The sequence below is a fragment of the Streptomyces altiplanensis genome (genome assembly GCF_053591575.1).
Window position 1 is genome coordinate 16570 of the sequence record NZ_JBSFUB010000077.1, and the last position, 17446, is coordinate 34015.

The window sequence follows — 17446 nt, forward strand, 5'->3', positions numbered from 1 at the left end:
TACGCATGCGAGGGGGCGGGGACGCGCTGGACGCCCTCGCCCCAGGGGGTTCAGCAGAGCAGCAGACTGAGATAGCTGCCGCCACCACAGCCACCGCAGTAGTTCTTGCTGTGACAGCTGTTCTTCGGCTTGCCGCAGCCGTAGCCCAGCTCCATGCCCTGCAGGTCGAGGATCGTCATGTCGTTTCACCTCCGTTCTTCTACTCCGTGGAAACGGGGACCGGATGGCTTCGGGGGTGTGCCCGGAGCGCCGCCGGGCGTGCCGCCGGCGTACGGCGGGCCAGGAACGGCAGGTGCACGGGCGAGTCGTGGAGGGCGGCGCCGAGAGCCAGCAGCACCCCGGCGTTGCCGGTGGCCAGATCCAGGGAGAGCCGCAGCAGCTCCTCGCCCGGGAACACGAGGCGGCCCCGGTGCACCACGGCGTACCGCGCCAGCCGGCGTATCTGGCCGGCGACCACCGGATCCCGTTCGGCCGCCGTGCCGGGCGGGTGCGCGCGGCTGAGGTGGAGGATCATTCCGGCCAGGCCGTCGAAGAGCCCCGGCTCCACGTAGAACTGCGCCTCGGCGGCCCTGCGGATCGCGGCCGCGGCCGCTGCGAAGCGGTCGTCCTCGCGGTGGGTGAGGTAGTCGTCGACGACGAGGCCGATGCCCACACTGCCGTCGGCGAGGTAGGGCATCGTCCGCCAGCCCTCGTTGACCCCCATGTCCCCCTCCTCGCGGACGAGGCACCGGCGCAGGTCCTGCCTCAGGGCCGTCGCGGCGAGGTCGAGGAACTCCGGCTCGCCCGTGTGCTCGTACCAGTGGAGGAAGAGCAGCGCGGGGCCCGCCGAGCCGCGCAGCAGGCCGGCGTACGGGTGTTTGCCACCGCTGGTCCCGGGCACGGCGTCGGCCGGGCCCAGCCGGGAGGCGACGGCCTCCACCGCCGCCCTGGCCGCGTCGTGGAAGGCGGGGTCGCCGGTGGCCGAAGCGAAGTGGAGGAGGTTCAGGCCGATGCCCGACAGTCCTCCCCGGAGATCGAGGCCGAGCTCCTTCCAGCGCCGTTCGCCCGCGCACTGGTCGAGGACCTTCAGTGCCTCGTGCCGGTGACCGAGGTGGTCGAGCACGTACGCGACGCCGTGCAGGCCGTCGTAGAAGCCGAGACGGGTTCCCGGCTCCGGGCGCATGGCCCGCCGTATCAGCCACTCCTCGTGCTCGGGGTGGCGGCCGGCGCCGGTCACGTCGAGGGCGTACAGCACCCCGGCCGCGCCGTACGCCACGCCGAGGCCGCCTCCCGGCGCGGCGAACTGCTCGATGTCGCCGGGGAAGAGCCGGTCGTCCCGCTGGGGTGTGGCCTCCGCGAGAATGGCGCCGGCCAGCGATTCACGGGCCTGTGCCCAGCCCTCGCGGTCCGGCCGCAGCCGCGGCTGCGCGTCCGCTCCGGCCGGTGCCCCGCCGTCACCCGTGAGAGACCGCACCGCCTTGTCGAGGAAGGCGTGGGGGACCGGGAACGTGTGCGCCGCTTCCCGTGCGAGCTGTCCCGCCTTGCCGGGATCCAGGGAGCACAGGGCGGTCAGCGGGAAGAAGAGGGAGAGCTTGAGGCAGGCGAGGGCGTAGTCGTCGACGGCGAAACCGCGTCGCTCCCGGGGCGCGGTGAACCCCTGGGCGCCGAGGACCTGGCGCCGCCCCTCCGCCACGTCCGTCGCGCCCTCGAAGTCGATCAGCACCACGTCGCCGTCGGGGCGGACGATGATGTTCGACGGCTGCACGTCACCGATGACCACACCACGCTCATGGGCCTCGGTGACGGCCCGCTCCACGCGGTCGTACAGGTCCACGGCCCAGGAGGTGTAGTCGGCGAGCGCCGCGTCGTCGGACTGCGGCACAGTGAGGGGGTACCGGTCGACGACGAGGTGGTTGAGTTCCGTCCCCTCGACGAACTCCTCGGCCAGGAAGTGGTGGTCCCCCACCACGAAGTGGTCGTGCAGCGCGGGTACGCAGTCGAGGCCGCGCAGGCGTTCGAGGGTCTCCCTCTCGCGGTGCAGCCTGGCGACCGCGTCCCGGCCGTCGGCCGTCAGTCCCGCGTACGGCCGGGCCTCCTTCAGCACCACGCGCTCCCCGGTCCGCAGGTCCTCACCGGCGTAGATGCCGCCGCCGTTGGAGAAGTGCAGGGCGCTTTCGAAGCGGTACGGCAGGTCCGCGAGCGCGGCGCCGCCCCGCGCGGCCAGGTGGGGGGAGAGGAAACCGGGCAGCTCCACCCAGTCGGGCACCTGGAAGGTCGGCCCCCGGACATCCGGCACCAGCCGGCCGTCGCCGTCCTCGATCGCGAGCTCGACCTCTCCGTCCGGGGAGACGCAGTACCGCTCGGCGTAGGCCCCGTACCGGACGTACAGCGGGCCGTCGCCCCAGCGGAGGTCGCTGAGGATGTACGGCCCGGGCCGGCCGTCGAGGACCGGGCCCAGCTCGGTGAGCACGCGCTCCAGCCCGTCCTCGTCGACCGGGTAGACCGTCACGAACTTTCCGCTCGATCCCCGGTGCGCGTATTTGGCGTTGGACAGCAGAAGTTCCTCCTTGCCGGGGAGGAACTTGAAGGAGATCCGTCGCGGTACGCAGTACTCCCAGACGTCGGTGAGGGTCTGCGCCGCGTTGTCGAGACACGCCGAAACGTGGATCTTCCAGCCCTGGAGGGGAAGCGTGACGCCGTCGGGGCGGAGCACGACCCAGTTGTCCGTCTCCGAGCGGGTCCAGGAGGCGGGAGCCGGCCGCCGGGCCTGCGCGAACGTGGTGTTCCCACCGCGGGCGCGAGCCGGCGTGTCGTAGAAGTGGGCGTCCATGAGGCAGTAGGCCTCGTAGCGCTTGTCCACTGGGTCCCTCCTGTTCCCGGGTCCCGGCCGGCTCCTGGACCGGACACGCCGCGCGTACGGCGCTGAAGCGAGGAAAGGTCCGCTCCGACAGCGCCGGAGCGACATCTACGTTTGACGATCTCAGAGTTGCCCGGCGCGGAACACCACCGGCTGTCACGCGATGGGCGTGAAAAACGCACGGCCGCACCGTGTGGAGCGCCACGCCCCGGGCCGCTTCTGCCACTGCGGCCCGGGGCGCGACGGTGCCGGGTGGTCAGGGGACGGCAGGAGCCGATGACGGGGGCCGAAGCGGTGCCGTTCGTCATGACGGTGAAACCGAAGCTCGTCGACGCCCCGGCCGCAGGTTCCCGTTGCCCTTGGGCTTCATGATCATGACATTTCCGCCGCTGTTCCAGCCGGGTGTGCCGTTCCAGGTCGTGGAGATCCTCTGCGGAGGTGTCACGGTGGCGTCGCGCCGGATGGTTTCCGGCATGACGCGACGTCATTCCGAAATGTCTCCGAAACTTTCGAGACGCATCCCCGCGCCAGTGATCCTCATGCCATGGCCTTGCCGGCCGGGTCGGGCGCCGCCAGGACGTCGTCGGCGGGCGAGAGCACCGAGGTGATGTCCGCCACCGCCCGGCAGGATGGCGTGTGCCGGGTCCATGGACAGACCGAGGCCGAACGCCTGACGGGCCGAAGCCCAGGCGTCGCCGACGCTGAGCAGGCCGGCCGCCACGGGACGCCCGTCGACGACGAACCGGCGGTACACGCTCCCCACGGCCGGCACCGGCATGACGCCGGTGACCGGTGTGCCGGCGGTCCAGTGGGCGATGCCCGGACACAGGGCCACCCCCGGTGCCACGCCACCTCGCACACCGGTCGGCGGGCCGCTGTCGTTCACGCCCCCCGGATCACCCGGTGACTGGGAGAGGAAGGGTTCGATGCCCTCCGGGCGCTCCTCCGAGAGCGAGGGCGCTGCACCGTCAAAGCTCCAACGCCCCGGCCCTCTCGACCGACAGACGGGGAAGCCCTGCCTCGGAAGACATCAGGGGCCCGGGAACGTCCCAGGCCGGTCAACGGCCTTCCCGCCACCCGCACCACCCTCTTGCACAGCACCTCGTGGGCCGCTTGCGAGTTCCGCGAGCGCGCTCTGCCCAGCCTGGAGGACAGCTGCGGGAGCCAGGTTCGCGAGCACCGGTACGGCGTGGTGCCAGCCGCCGGGAGTGAGCGCCTCCGCCAGCAGAGCCCTGGCCCGGGGGAGGTCGGGGCCGGACGGAGGAGGCAGGAGCAGGCTGGTCAGCGGGCGGAACACGCGAAGGACGTCGTACTGGTCCTCGTAGAGGGGGACGGCCACGGAGCCGGTCGGCAGACAGGCGGCGTAGGCGGCGAGATGTGCGAGTACCTCCGAGCGCTCGCCCTCGCTGCGGGCCTGCCGAGCCTGGGCCAGTGCCGCATCGTGGTCTCCGAGTGCCGCGTACGCGAGCGCGATCACCCCGGCGCGCGAAGCGGGCAGCCGCTTGTCCCGGCCCTCGGCCGCGAGGGGATCGAAGTAGTGGTGGAGTGCGTGGTCGCGGTCGGTCGTGGCCTCGAGCAGACCGGCCAGCGTGGCGTTGATCCAGCTCGGTACGGAGTTCCAGACCTGCGCCCACCGCTTCCGCCGCGGCTCCTGGCTGAGCAAGTACGAACCGGGACGGTGATCGTCGAGCAGTTCCCTGACGGCCGCGGCCCGTTGTTCGTCGTGGTGGCCGACGGCGACGAGCAGTTCGGCGATGAGCGTGTTGTGCCCCGCGTGGTCCGCAAGGTCGTGGAGGACGAGGTCGACCAGGTGGCCTGCCGTGTCCGGGGCGTGCGTCCACAGCAGTGCGGCCGCTTGGACACGGGTCCGGGAGAGGTAGTCCGAGCAGGGCGAGAGCGCTCCCGTCGCGTGTGTCTCGATCACCTCCCGTACTCTTCCCACCGCACCGGCGCGGGCCAGTGCCTGAACGGCCGCGGTCAGGGCCCCAGGGGCCCTCCCGAGGCCGTCGCCCTCGGGCAGCTGGGACACGGCCCGTTCGGCGAGCCGCAGCGCACGGTCCCGGTCCGACGGCTGTACGGCCAGGGACACGGCGGCCCAACCGCGGGCCCGCACCACCGTTTCCGTGAGCGCGCCGACCAGCCGCTCGGCGTCGTCGGGGCGCCCCGCCGAGGCCATCGCGCCCGCCAGATCGGCGAACTGGTCCTGCTGGTAGAGGGAGAGCGTCCGCTCTTCACCGGGAAACCCGTTCACCGCCCGGTGGAGCAGCCGCAGCGCCCGGTCCTGATCGTCCGCCGCGTGGTGGACGGCCAGTGCGACCAACGCTTCGGCGGTGACGCGCCGAGGCACCCCCACCGCCGTGGCGAGCCAGGTCTCCGCCTCCTCGCCGCGCCCGGACTCGGCGAGCAGCCTGGCGACGGTCGCCGCACTGCCATCCTGGTAGATGTCCACGGTGTCGCTGCTCCACGAGGGCGTGAGAGCGGTCCAGGCTGCTGTGGTCTCTCCTTTACGCGCCCATCCCTCGGCGAGGGTCCTTGAGATCGAACCCCACTCATACATCTGCTCGACCCAGCGTCCCGTGGTGACGTCGGGTTCCATGGCCGACGCGAGTTGCCGGGCCTCCTCCATCCGGTGCGCGGCGACGAGTGCGTACACGGCGCCGGGCGCGCCGCCGACCCTGCCGCGCGGGTTCGGGCCGACCCACGCGGCCAGGACCGATCGATCCAGGGCTCCCGCCGCCTCGGGGCGCGCAGCGCGCACAGCTTCGGCAGCGATCGGCGGAAGGCGCAGGTTCTCGGGGTGCTGTTCCACGAGGGCCAGCAGTTCGTCGTGCACCCGGTCCCGTTCTCCCGGGGAGTCACAGGCTGCCCATGCCTGCGCGAGGCCTGTCAGCAGCTGCGCACGGTGATGCGCGTACCCGATCTCGCCCAGGGCCTCCTCTGCCGTACGCAGCAGTCCGGACATCGATTCCCTGTCCCGTACGGCGACGGCCGCCCACGTGAGGGCCAGGACGAACCCCTCTGCGTCCTGGGAATTCTCCGGCCGGGGCCACTCGGACAGCAGACGGACCGCCTCGTCCCGTCGCCCGGTTCCCGCCAGAACGGCGGCCCGGGTCCCTTTCGCGATCCACCAGGCGTGCGAGGCCACACCCTCGTGGCGTCCCCCCAGCTCTCCCTCGGCGAGCCGCACGGCCTCCTCCGCCAGGCTCACCGCGCGCCGGTCACCCGCCTCGCCCAGGGCGCGGGCCAGCTTCGTCAGGGCGATCGCCCGGTTCAACGGGTGGAAGACGCTGCGGGCCAGTCCCACGGCGAGCCGGACCTTGCCCAGCCGCCCGTAGGCGGCCGGCACGTCCAGGTGCAGTTCCTCGTTGTGGCGGGCCACCAGGTCGCCCGCCACCGCCAGCGCCGTCAGCGCTTCCAGGTCGTCCGTGCCGAGTCCGCGCACCGTCTCGTGCACCGCGGCGATCTCCGCGAGGCACACCGCGTCATTTTCCGTCTCCGCGCGCAGCCGGGCGTGCCGTCGGGGGTCCGTGACGAGAGAGACCGCCAGACGCACGTCCCGGGGGTTCCGCAGGGCTGCGGCCATGCGACCGTACGGCTGCAGAAGGTAGGCCGGGGTGCCGGCGGGCCATCCCTCCCGGGCGTATCCCGCGGCCCAGGCACGCAGCCGCTCCAGGTACGGGGCGAGGTCATGCCCGAACTCCTCCTGAGCGACCGAGAGAAGGGTCTCGTGGGAGAACACGTATCCGCGCTCCCTCCCGGTAGAGGCCGTCTCCTCGCCGGACGGGTCCGGTGAGCCGCTGCCGGCCGATCGCAGGATGCGGCCGAAACCGCTGTCCAGCAGACGGCGCAGTTCGAACTCGGGCTCGTCCGTGAGCGCGCGCAGGTCCTCGGCCTTCAGAGGCCCGCGCGCGGCGGCGAGCAGCCCGACCAGATCGCGTTCCGTCCGGGTGCCGGACAGGGCCCGGCGGAGCTCGTACCTGGCTTCGTGCTCGGTGTGCAGCGCCGCCGCGTTGGCCGACAGCTTCAGTACGGGGCATCCGCGCAACGGGTGCCCGCCCCTGACGTCCGCCGGGACACCGGGACCGGGGCGGCTCGTGACCAGGACGCGGACGCCGGGCGGAAGGCGCTCCGGGAGCAGCGAAGCGATGCTCTGTCCGGTGCCTCCGGGCAGGAGGGACTGGTCCTCGTCGAGACCGTCCACGATCAGTACGAGGGTGCCGCCTTCCCTGTGGACCTGTTCCGCCGCGTGGCGCAGCAGCAGACTGCGCTCACCGTTGCGCGCGGGCGACGCGTCACGGCTCACCGGTTCGCGCCCGGCGACAGCGGCGAGCTGGTCGATGACGGCCTCGGTATAGGCGCCGCTGTCGGCCTGACCGGCATAGCGCGCCGTGACGAAGAACCAGACCGGTACCACCCCACGCGGCGGATGCAGGGCGAACCAGGCCGTGAGCGCGGTCTTTCCCGCCCATGGTGCGCCCTGGACCCAGAGGTACGGTTCGGTGCCGCCACAGAACTCTACGAGGGAGCCGATCTCGGACCGGCGGTCCCGCAACTCCTCCGGTGCGAAGTCGGCCAGTTGTGCCCGGTAGGACTCCTGGAGGAGGCCGCGAGGAGGTGTGGGCAGGACGTCCGGCAGCGAGAGCGGGCTCAGCCCGCTCCTCACCGCCCTTTCCAGGGAGCCGAGTTCGTCGGGTGCAAGGATCTCGGCCCATCGGTCCACTCGGCCGGCCGCGATGCGGCCGGGGCCGTCGGACGGGTGGTGGCGGGTGACCACGCCTATCAGGTACCCGCCGCTGAAGACGGCCGCACCGGACATCCCCTCCCAGCTGCCCCGGGCAGCGACAGGGTCCTTCGCGGGCGGTGAGTCGACACTGAGGTCGAGGGTCCCCTCACGCCGGTTGGACAGCGCGGCGCAGCTCGCGTGGATGTGCTCCGCGTCCCTGAAGCTCGAACCGTCGTCCTCCGTGCGGAGCTTGAAGCGCGGGAACCCCACGGCGGTGCAGCGCACCACGGCGTCGTGCTCACCGAGGCGGCCGTACGCGGCGGCGCCGTCCGTTCCGGCGTCCGGGACCGCGAGTACGGCGACGTCGATTCCCTGATGCTTCCACTCCACGTTTGCCGTGACGACCTGCTCACCAGGCCGGTCGGCCTCGAAGCGCACGCGAATGCCCGACGCTCCCTCGACGACGTGCGCGGCGGTCAGCACCCGGCCGGGCGCGACCAGGTATCCCGAGCCGCGCCGCCCGCGGCCGCCACCGGCCGGCGTGACCACGACCTCGGCCACCCGCTCCACCCTCAGCACCCGGTCACCTCTCGTACGGGCCCTTCGGGCGAGACCGGTTCGGATTCGAGCCGTTGGGATGCGTGGCGTCCAGGTGCGAGCAGTTCAGGACCGGCATCCGGGCCCGCTCACCGCTCGCCCTCGACTTCCTCGTCGCCGATGAGGAGAGCGCGTGTCCCGGCCTCGCCGGGCGCCTCGGCCTTCGGCATGAGCGTGACCGCGATCCGCTGGGTCTGAGCGTGGGCGTACTTCCCGTTCGCCCCGGCGTCGACGACCCAGAGGCGCACCTTGGCGTCCGCTCCTCCCTCACGGCTGACGGCGACCGTCGCCTCCAGCTCGACAGGGCCGAGCTCGAACCGCACTGCCTCGTCCATGCCGTCGGTCAGGGCCACCGTCAGCTGATGCCTCAACTCGCGGATCATGTCCGACAGTTCAATCACGTGCCACCCCCTCGCATCCCCTTGTGGCGGGACCCAGATCCTACAAGGGCGACCAGCTCGTCGACCTCGGTATCCGGTTGGCCGCAGAAGGAGTACCCGGCGAGCTCGGAAGGGGTGTCAGGTCTCGGGAAGCGGGCAGCCGGTGGCCCGCGGGAAAACTGTCCGTTGCCTCGTGCGACACGGACGACAACTCGGAGCCGGCCCTCGCACCGGACTTCCGCCCCTTCATCGGGCGCCCCCGTCAGCGAGTTCGAGAGCGAGCCCGGTGAAGGCCGGCTGCCAACTGGCTCACTCTCGAACGGGCCCCTCACGCAGGGCGAACGCTGCCTGATGCGGCACTGGCCGGTGCCGCTCCGCGGCGGACGGTTCAGGCGTCGCCCGGGGGCGGTGCGGTGCTCTGCCGCACCACCAGCTTGGTGGCGAGCTCGATGCGCAGGGCCGCCGTGTCCGTGTCGTGCGGCCGCAGCAGCATCTGCGCCGCCTCCTGGGCCATCTGCCGCAGCGGCTGATGGACGGTCGTCAGGGCCGGGCTCGACCACTGGGCGAGCGGGACGTCGTCGTAACCCACCACGGACAGGTCCCGCGGAACGCTCAGCCCCTTGAGGCGCGCCGCCTCCAGGACCCCGAGCGCCTGCAGATCGCTTCCGGCGAAGACGGCGGTGGGCCGGTCCGGCGCTTCGAGCAGTTCCATGGCGTGCGAGAAGCCGCCCTGGACGTGGAAGTCTCCGTACCGCACGAGACGGGGGTCGGGTTCAAGGCCCGCCATGGCCATGGCGGAGCGGTAGCCGTCGAGCCGTGCCAGGGAGCACATCATGTCCTCGGGCCCGGTGATGATGGCGATGCGCTCGTGCCCGCGGTCGATGAGATGGCGGGTGGCCGCCATGCCTCCGGACCAGTTGGCCGAGCCGACGGAGGGCACGTCCGGCTCGGGGTCGCCCGCCGGGTCGATGATGACGAACGGGATGGCCCTGGACCTGAGTTGCTTCTTCACCCGGTCGGGCAAGGTGGAGAAGACGAGGACCACACCGAGCGGACGGCGCCGCAGGACACCCTCGACCCAGTCCGGGTCGGGTGCGTGACGGGTGCCGCTCTCGGTGAGCACCACACTGGCGTTGTTCTCCTTCGCGACGTTCTCGACACCGCGGATGAGCTCCATCGCCCAGACGCTCTCCAGCTCGTGGAAGACCAGCTCGATGAGGGGCGCCTGGGGCGCTCCGAGCGCACGGCGGCGGTAGCCGTGGGTCTCCAGCAGCCGCTCGACCTTGGTGCGGGTCGGGCGGGAGACGTCGGAACGGCCGTTGAGGACTTTCGAAACTGTCGAGAGGGAGACCCCGGCCTGCGTCGCCACCTCGGCCAGGGTCACCCGGCCGTCCACATCGTCGTCTTCGCGCATGTTCGAAGGATAGAGCACGGCTCTCGGTAACGGTTTGGTCGCGCCGCCGCACGCCCGTTGACCCCTGATGACGCCTCCCCATGCTGTCCGGAACTGCGGGAACTTTCGGCACAGTTATCGAAACTTTCGAGAGGCGAAGATGAAGATACGCGCGCGGTACGCCCGGATGCTCGCCGGCGGGGTGACGCTGGCCCTGACTCTGAGCCTGTCCGCCTGCGGGGGCGAGGGAGGCGGGGCGTCGTCCGGCGAGGACGAGTTCCACGTCCTCGTCTACGGAGACGCCACCAACAAGGTCGAGAAGCAGCTCGTCGCCACCTTCAACAAGACGTCGAAGGTCAAAGCCGTCCTGGACACCATTCCCGGCGCCGACTACCAGCAGAAGCTGCAGACGATCATCAGTACCCCGCAGGCCCCGGACGTCTTCTTCAACTGGGGCGGCGGCAGCATCCAGCCGTACGTCAAGGCGGACCTGCTGATGCCGCTGGACGACTTCATCAAGGACGACCCCGGCCTGAAGTCCAACTTCCTGCCGTCGGTCTTCGACACCGCCGTCATCGACGGCAAGTCCTACGGCGTCCCGATGCGCGGCACGCAGCCGATCCTGCTGTTCAACAACAAGAAGGTGCTGGCCGACGCGGGCGTGACCGCGCCGAAGACCTGGGGCGAGCTGCTCGACGCGGTCAAGGCCCTCAAGGCCGCAGGTGTCACGCCGATCGCCCTGGGCGGCGGCGACATGTGGCCGACGCTGATGTGGTTCGAGTACCTCTACGACCGCGTCGCGGGACCGGAGCTCTTCGAGAAGGCGCTCGGAGGCGACAAGAGCGCCTGGGAGAGCGCGGACAGCAGGAAGGCCCTCGGCATGATCGAGGAACTGGTCGACGCCGGCGCCTTCGGCACCAACTTCGACTCGGTGAAGTTCACCGACGGCGGTTCGCCCGCGCTCCTGGCCGGTGGCAAGGCGGGCTTCGAGCTGATGGGCTCGTGGGCCTACGCCACACAGCAGGACGCCGACCCGGAGTTCGCCGCGAAGGACCTCGGCTACACCGCCTTCCCGAGCGTCGAGGGCGGCAAGGGCGACCCGGCCAACCTCGTCGGCAACACCAACAACTTCTACTCGGTGCTGAAGAAGACGAAGCACCCGGAGGCCGTCGCGGAGTTCCTGAAGCTCATGTACTCCGACGAGTTCGTCGAGAAGCAGCTGGCCATCGGCAACCTGCCCACCACGACGAACACCGAGAAGTTCCTCGACACCGCGGCGAACCCCGCGTACTCCGGCTACCAGTTCGACCTGGTCAAGAAGGCCCCCTCGTTCCAGCTGTCGTGGGACCAGGCCTATCCGCCGGCCGCCAACACGCCCATCCGCCAGGCCGTCCAGCAGTTCTTCAACGGACAGATCGACGCGGACGGCTTCATCAAGGCCATGCAGGCCCTCCCCACCGGCTGAACCGGCCATGACCACACAGACGACAGGCGTCCGCCCCTCCACCGCGGCCGGCGGGAGCCGGTTCCGGCCGCGGAGCACGCGCGCCGCCACCGCTCAGGTGGGCCGCCCGGGATTCGCCTGGGCGATCCCCGCCACGGTGTTCTTCACGCTCTTCGCGATCGCCCCGCTGCTCATGGTCGCCGTCCTGTCCTTCACGAGCTGGAGCGGCCTCGGATCGCCCGAGTTCGTCGGCCTGGACAACTGGACCAGGATCCTCGACGACCCCGTCATGATCAAAAGCATCTGGCTGAGCCTCCTGATCACCGGGCTCGGTGTGGCGGTCCAGACGCCGCTGAGTATCCTGCTCGGCGTCTGGGCGGCGGGGCAGCAGCGCAACCGCGCGGTGCTGTCGGCCATTTACTTCATCCCGCTCCTGCTGTCCTCCACCGCGGTGTCCGTGCTGTGGCGGGCCCTGCTCGACCCGAACTTCGGTGTGCCGTCCGAGGCCACGTGGCTGTTCGGCGACGGCAACCTGTTCGGCGGCCAGGCCACCGCCATCGGCGTGCTGGCCTTCGTGAGCACCTGGCAGTTCACGCCGTTCCACACACTGCTCTACCAGGGAGCCGCGCGGGCCATTCCCAAGGTGCTCTACCAGGCCGCGGAGATCGACGGCGCCGGACGGTACCGCCAGTTCTTCCACATCACCCTGCCGCAGCTGCGCAACACCGTCATCACCTCGACGATCCTGATGGTCGTCGGCGGACTCACCACCTTCGAAACGGTCCTCATCCTGACCCAGGGAGGGCCGGGGACCGACACCACGATCAGCGCGTACTACATGTACCAAAAAGCCTTCAAGAGCTTCGACTTCGGAGCCGGCGCGGCCGTCGCCCTCGTCCTGGTCGTCGCCGCGACGGTCATCTCGCTGATCGTGGTGCGCGTGTCCGGCTACGACAAGATGCGCAGCGCCATGGAAGGTCTGTGATGAAGCGACGTCCCCATTACCTGGCCGGCGCGGGCTCACTCGTCTGGCTCCTCCTCGTCGGCCTGCCGCTGTACGTGATGCTCGCCGCGACCGTGCAGACCAGGACCGAATACGCCCGGAACGGCCCGCTGGCTTTTCCCGAGAGCTTCACCTTCGACAACTACACCGGGGCCTTCTCCGGCGGGTTCGGGCAGTACCTGGTCAACACGTTCATCGTCACCGCGAGCGTGATCGCGCTGGTGCTGCTGCTGGTGCCGCCGCTGGCGTTCGCCATCGTACGCAGCCGCTCCAGGATCACCTCGGGAGTCTTCCGGCTCTTCCTGCTGGGCCTGGCCATTCCGGCACAGGCCGTGATCGTCCCGATGTTCTACCTCATCAGCAAGGCGGGCCTGTACGACAACCTCATCGGCGTCATCCTGCCCACCGCCGCCTTCTGCCTGCCGATCTCCGCGCTGATCCTCAGCGGCGCCATGCGCGACATCTCCCCCGAGCTCTACGAGGCCATGGCCATCGACGGCGCCCCGCCGCGGCAGATCTTCTTCCGGCTCGTGCTCCCGCTCTCCAAGGGAGGGCTGTCGACGATCGTGGTGTTCTCCGCGCTCCAGGCGTGGAACGGCTTCCTGTTCCCCCTCGTCCTGACCCAGTCCGAATCCACCAAGCTGATCACGCTGGGTCTCTACGACTTCCAAACCGAGTACGGCATCAACATCCCCGGGCTGCTGGCCGCCGTGGTGCTGTCCACGGTCCCCGTCCTGCTCGTCTACCTGTTCGCCCGTCGCGCCCTGGTCCAGGGCCTCATGGGCGTCGGAGGAAAGTGACCGCCAACGTGGCAGTTGAGACAACCCCCGTCCTTCCCATCTGGAACGACCCCTCCCACGACACCGGCACACGGGTGTCCGCCCTGATCGCCGCCATGACCGTCGAAGAGAAGATCGCCCAGCTCTTCGGCGTCTGGGTCGGCGCGTCGGACGAAGGCGGCGAAGTGGCCCCCTACCAGCACGACATGGAGGAATCGGCCGACCTCGACGCCCTCCTGCCGAACGGACTCGGGCAGCTGACGCGCCCGTTCGGCACCGCCCCCGTCGACCCCGCTCTCGGCGCGCTCTCCCTCCTGCGTACGCAGGCGCGCATCGTCTCCGCGAACCGCTTCTCCCTCCCGGCCCTGGCCCACGAGGAGTGCCTCGCCGGCTTCGCCACCTGGAAAGCCACCGCGTACCCCGTACCGCTGTCCTGGGGGGCCACCTTCAACCCCGCCCTGATACGCCGCATGGCCGCGGCCATCGGTGCGGACATGCGGTCCGTCGGCGTGCACCAGGGTCTCGCCCCCGTCCTGGACGTGGTGCGGGACGCCCGCTGGGGCCGCGTCGAGGAGACCATCGGCGAGGACCCCTACCTCGTCGGCACCGTCGCCACCGCGTACATCCAGGGCCTCGAATCCGCCGGCATCGTCGCGACCCTCAAGCACTTCGTGGGTTACTCCGCCTCCCGCGCCGGACGCAATCTCGCCCCCGTCTCCATGGGGACCCGTGAGCGCGCCGACGTCATGCTCGCGCCGTTCGAGATGGCGGTGCGCGAGAGCGGGGCCCGGTCGGTCATGGCCGCCTACACCGATGCCGACGGTGTCCCCTCCACGGCCGACGAACACCTGCTGACCGGACTGCTGCGCGACACCTGGGGCTTCACGGGCACGGTCGTCGCCGACTACTTCGGCATCGCCTTCCTCACCACGCTGCACGGGGTCACGGAGGACTGGGCCGAGGCCGCGGGCGCCGCACTGCACGCCGGCGTCGACGTCGAACTGCCCACCGTGAAGACGTTCGGCGAACCACTGCTGGAGGCCGTCTCCGCCGGCCGGGTCCCCGAAGCCCTCGTCGACCGGGCCCTGTACCGGGTGCTCGCCCAGAAGGCGCAGCTCGGGCTGCTCGACGCCGGGTGGAGCCCCGTGCCTCCGGCGCTGGCCGGGGCCGACCTCGACGACGCGGCGGCGCTGCGCGGCACGGTCGACCTGGACTCGTACGCGAACAGGGAACTGGCACGGGAGGTCGCCGAACAGGCGATGGTGCTGCTCAGCAATGACGGCACGCTGCCCCTCGCGCAGCCGCGCAGGATCGCGCTCGTGGGCCCCAACGCCGACGAACCGACGGCCGTCCTCGGCTGCTACTCCTTCCCGGCCCACGTCGGCGTCCTCCACCCGGAGATCCCGGCCGGGATCAGCCTGCCGACCTTGCGCGAGGCCCTGCGGCTGGAGTTCCCCGGCTCGGAGATCGTCACCGTGCGCGGCGCGGAGGTCGACGGCGACGACACGTCCGGCTTCGCCGAGGCCGTCCGGCTCGCCCAGGGCGCCGACGTCGTCGTCGCGGCGCTGGGGGACCGGGCCGGACTCTTCGGCCGCGGCACCAGCGGCGAAGGGTGCGACGCCGACTCCCTCGCACTGCCCGGAGTGCAGCAGGCGCTGCTCGACGCGCTGCTCGACACCGGCACACCGGTCGTGACCACCCTGTTCGCCGGACGGCCGTACGCACTCGGCCGCGCCGTGGACGAAGCGGCCGCGATCGTGCAGTCCTTCTTCCCCGGCGTGGAGGGCACCACGGCCATGGCGCAGGTGCTCAGCGGGCGGACGAACCCGTCCGGCCGGCTGCCCGTCAGCGTGCCGCGCGGCCCCGGCGCGCAGCCTTCCACCTATCTGGCACCCCGGCTGGGCCAGGCCACCGAGGTGTCGAGCATCGACCCGACCGCTGCCTTCGCCTTCGGGCACGGTCTGTCGTACACGTCCTTCTCCTGGAGCGGTCTCACCGTCGAGAACAAGGAGAGCGGCACGGACGGCGCCTTCGCTCTCGCCTTCTCGGTGCGCAACACCGGTGACCGGGACGGCACCGAAGTCGTGCAGCTGTACCTGCACGATCCCGTGGCCTCGGTCGTGCAGCCGGTGCAGCGCCTCATCGGCTACACACGGGTGGAGCTGGGACCGGACGAGTCGTGCCGGCTGACGGTGACGGTCCCGGCCGACGTCGCCTCGTTCACCGGCCGCGACGGACGGCGCGTCGTCGAGCCGGGACAGCTGGAACTGCGCCTCGCCGCGTCCAGTACCGACCCCCGCCTCACCACGACGGTCCTGCTCACCGGTGCCCCCCGGCCCGTGGACCACACACGGCAACTCCACGCACGCTTCCGCCGGACTGACGGGTCCGACGCCTGAGGAAACGGGGGCGGAGCGGCTCTGCTCCGGGGCAGAGCCGCTCCGCCTTCCCACGTCTCGACGAGTACGCCGTGAGCCGTGGGCTCCGAGTCGGCTCCACGCAGGTGGGTACCGGTCAGCGGTGAACCGGGCGATCCGAAGGGAGAGAGCGGTCATGACACACCCCGACAACGCCCTCCACATCCACTTCGTCGGCAACGCCACTGTCCTGCTGCGCTACGGAGGGCTGACGCTCATCACGGACCCGAACTTTCTGCACCGCGGCCAGTACGCCTACCTCGGGTACGGCCTGGTCAGCCGCCGCCTCACCGAACCGGACATCGACGTGCGCCGGCTCCCTCGCCTCGACGGTGTGATCCTGTCCCACCTTCACGGCGACCACTGGGACAGAGTCACCCGGCGCCATCTGGACCGGTCACTGCCCGTCGTCAGCACACCGCACGCCTGCCGGCGGCTGAAGGGCCTCCACGGATTCCACCACGCCGTCGGACTGCGCGCGTGGCAGGACCACACCCTCACCCGCGGAGACACCCGGGTGCGGGTGACCGCTCTGCCGGGCCGCCATGCCGGCCATCCGCTGCTGCGCCGCCTGCTGCCGCCGGTGATGGGCAGCATGCTGGAGTTCGGGCCCGCCCGGGGACCGGTGCGGCTCCGGCTGTACCTGTCGGGCGACACCCTGCTGTTCGACGGCCTGGACGAGATCGGCCGCCGCTACCCCGACACGGACCTGGCGGTGCTGCACCTCGGCGGCACACAGCTGCCCGGCGGCCTGGTGGTGACGATGGACGGTGCGCAGGGTGCGGAGCTGGCCCGGCGTCTGCGCCCGCGCCTGATCATGCCGGTGCACTACGGCGACTACACGGTGATGAAGTCGCCGCTGGCCCACTTCCTCGCCGAAGCCGAAGCACGCGGGCTGGCGGACCGGCTCGTCCACTGCCACCACGGCCAGCAGGCGGTCATCACCCCGGACGGGGCCCCTCCCACGGTCCTGTCCTGACCGCACAAGCCCCGGGCGCACCCCCACGCGCAGCCTCCGGCAACGCGTACGGAAGCTCGGAGGATCCGTCGGTGCCTGCCGGGTTGTCCGGAGCTCCGCGCGAGACGGTCAGCCAGGGGTGAGAGGGGCCCGGGACCGGCGGCGGCAGAGCCTCACGGATCGGCCGGCGGCTCGTCGACCGCCACCTGGGCGGGGCGCAGGAGATGGTCGCCGACCCGGTACCCCGGGCGCAGGATCGCGGCGCAGGTGGAGCGTTCGGCCCTGTCGGTACGGCTGCACAGGACGGCCTCGTGCACGAGCGGGTCGAAGGGGTCGCCCACCGTGCCGAAGCGCTGCAGGCCCAGCGCCGCCAGCTCGGTCTGCAACGCCTGGGAGACACGCTCGAAGCCGCCGGTCACCTCGCCCTGCTCGGCGGCCCCGGCGAGGGCGTCGAGCACGGGCAGGAGCCGGCCGAGCACATTGGCCACGGCGATCTCGCGGACCGCCAGACGATCACGGCGTACCCGCTTGCGGTAGTTGTCGTACTCGGCCTTCAGCCGTTGCAGGTCGGCCGTGAGTTCACGCAGTTCCGCGCGGAGCTCCTCCTCCCGGGACGGCCGTGGAGCCCCGTTCCCGTCCCCGGCGCGGCCGGGCGGCGCGCCGACGGCCCGGCCGGTCCGCTCCTCGCGCCGGGCGGCGCGGGGCGAAAACGCGGCCGGGGGACCACCGTCCCGGCCGTCCCGGACGATCTCCAGCGGCGCACCGGGGTGGCCCCGGACGTCGGTCGGACGGCTCATCCCGCGCCTCCCTGCTGCCTGTCCTCGTCGACGATCTCGGCGTCGACGACGTCGTCGTCCGCCTTGGCCTGCTCGGCGCCGGGAGCGTCGCCGCCCGCGGCCTGAGCACCCTCGGCGTT

11 protein-coding genes are annotated in these 17446 nt (G+C 71.3%); 5 read left to right on the forward strand and 6 right to left on the reverse strand.

What is annotated here, in order from left to right; all coding sequences use genetic code 11:
* Positions 1-50: 50 nt before the first annotated feature.
* From ACWD0Y_RS27210 to ACWD0Y_RS27230, 5 genes are all read right to left on the reverse strand, one after another.
* Complete coding sequence (locus ACWD0Y_RS27210) at positions 51-179, reverse strand: SapB/AmfS family lanthipeptide (protein WP_450262966.1); 129 nt, start codon at positions 177-179, stop codon at positions 51-53.
* Positions 180-199: 20 nt separating this feature from the next.
* Positions 200-2839, reverse strand: coding sequence for a class III lanthionine synthetase LanKC (gene lanKC, locus ACWD0Y_RS27215; RefSeq protein ID WP_450262967.1), 2640 nt, complete (start codon positions 2837-2839; stop codon positions 200-202).
* Positions 2840-3866: 1027 nt separating this feature from the next.
* Positions 3867-8138 (reverse strand): trypsin-like peptidase domain-containing protein, encoded by a 4272-nt coding sequence (locus ACWD0Y_RS27220; RefSeq protein WP_450262968.1) that lies wholly within the window; start codon positions 8136-8138, stop codon positions 3867-3869.
* Positions 8139-8245: 107 nt separating this feature from the next.
* The gene (locus ACWD0Y_RS27225; protein ID WP_450262969.1) at positions 8246-8557 is read right to left on the reverse strand and encodes a trypco2 family protein; all 312 of its coding nucleotides are present in this window, start codon (positions 8555-8557) and stop codon (positions 8246-8248) included.
* Positions 8558-8924: 367 nt separating this feature from the next.
* Positions 8925-9950: a LacI family DNA-binding transcriptional regulator gene (locus tag ACWD0Y_RS27230; protein ID WP_450262970.1), complete on the reverse strand. Its 1026-nt coding sequence runs from the start codon at positions 9948-9950 to the stop codon at positions 8925-8927.
* Between the two features lie 139 nt (positions 9951-10089).
* On the opposite strand from ACWD0Y_RS27230, the gene ACWD0Y_RS27235 reads away from it, so the two are divergent.
* From ACWD0Y_RS27235 to ACWD0Y_RS27255, 5 genes are all read left to right on the forward strand, one after another.
* The gene (locus ACWD0Y_RS27235; protein ID WP_450262971.1) at positions 10090-11394 is read left to right on the forward strand and encodes an ABC transporter substrate-binding protein; all 1305 of its coding nucleotides are present in this window, start codon (positions 10090-10092) and stop codon (positions 11392-11394) included.
* A 7-nt stretch (positions 11395-11401) separates the two neighbouring features.
* Positions 11402-12358, forward strand: a complete 957-nt coding sequence (locus ACWD0Y_RS27240) for a carbohydrate ABC transporter permease (RefSeq protein WP_450262972.1) — start codon at positions 11402-11404, stop codon at positions 12356-12358.
* Positions 12358-13176 carry a carbohydrate ABC transporter permease gene (locus tag ACWD0Y_RS27245; protein ID WP_450262973.1) on the forward strand — a complete coding sequence of 273 codons (819 nt, stop codon included), beginning with the start codon at positions 12358-12360 and terminating at the stop codon, positions 13174-13176. Before ACWD0Y_RS27240 ends, ACWD0Y_RS27245 begins: the two co-directional genes overlap by 1 nt.
* Positions 13173-15554 (forward strand): beta-xylosidase/alpha-l-arabinosidase, encoded by a 2382-nt coding sequence (locus ACWD0Y_RS27250; protein ID WP_450262974.1) that lies wholly within the window; start codon positions 13173-13175, stop codon positions 15552-15554. The genes ACWD0Y_RS27245 and ACWD0Y_RS27250 overlap by 4 nt, the downstream gene beginning before the upstream one ends.
* Before the next feature lie 154 nt (positions 15555-15708).
* Positions 15709-16551, forward strand: a complete 843-nt coding sequence (locus ACWD0Y_RS27255) for an MBL fold metallo-hydrolase (RefSeq protein WP_450262975.1) — start codon at positions 15709-15711, stop codon at positions 16549-16551.
* Positions 16552-16703: 152 nt separating this feature from the next.
* Here ACWD0Y_RS27255 and grpE read toward each other — a convergent pair whose 3' ends face one another.
* Entirely contained in the window at positions 16704-17327 is a 624-nt protein-coding gene (gene grpE, locus ACWD0Y_RS27260) for a nucleotide exchange factor GrpE (protein ID WP_450262976.1), read from the reverse strand.
* Positions 17328-17446 lie beyond the last annotated feature (119 nt).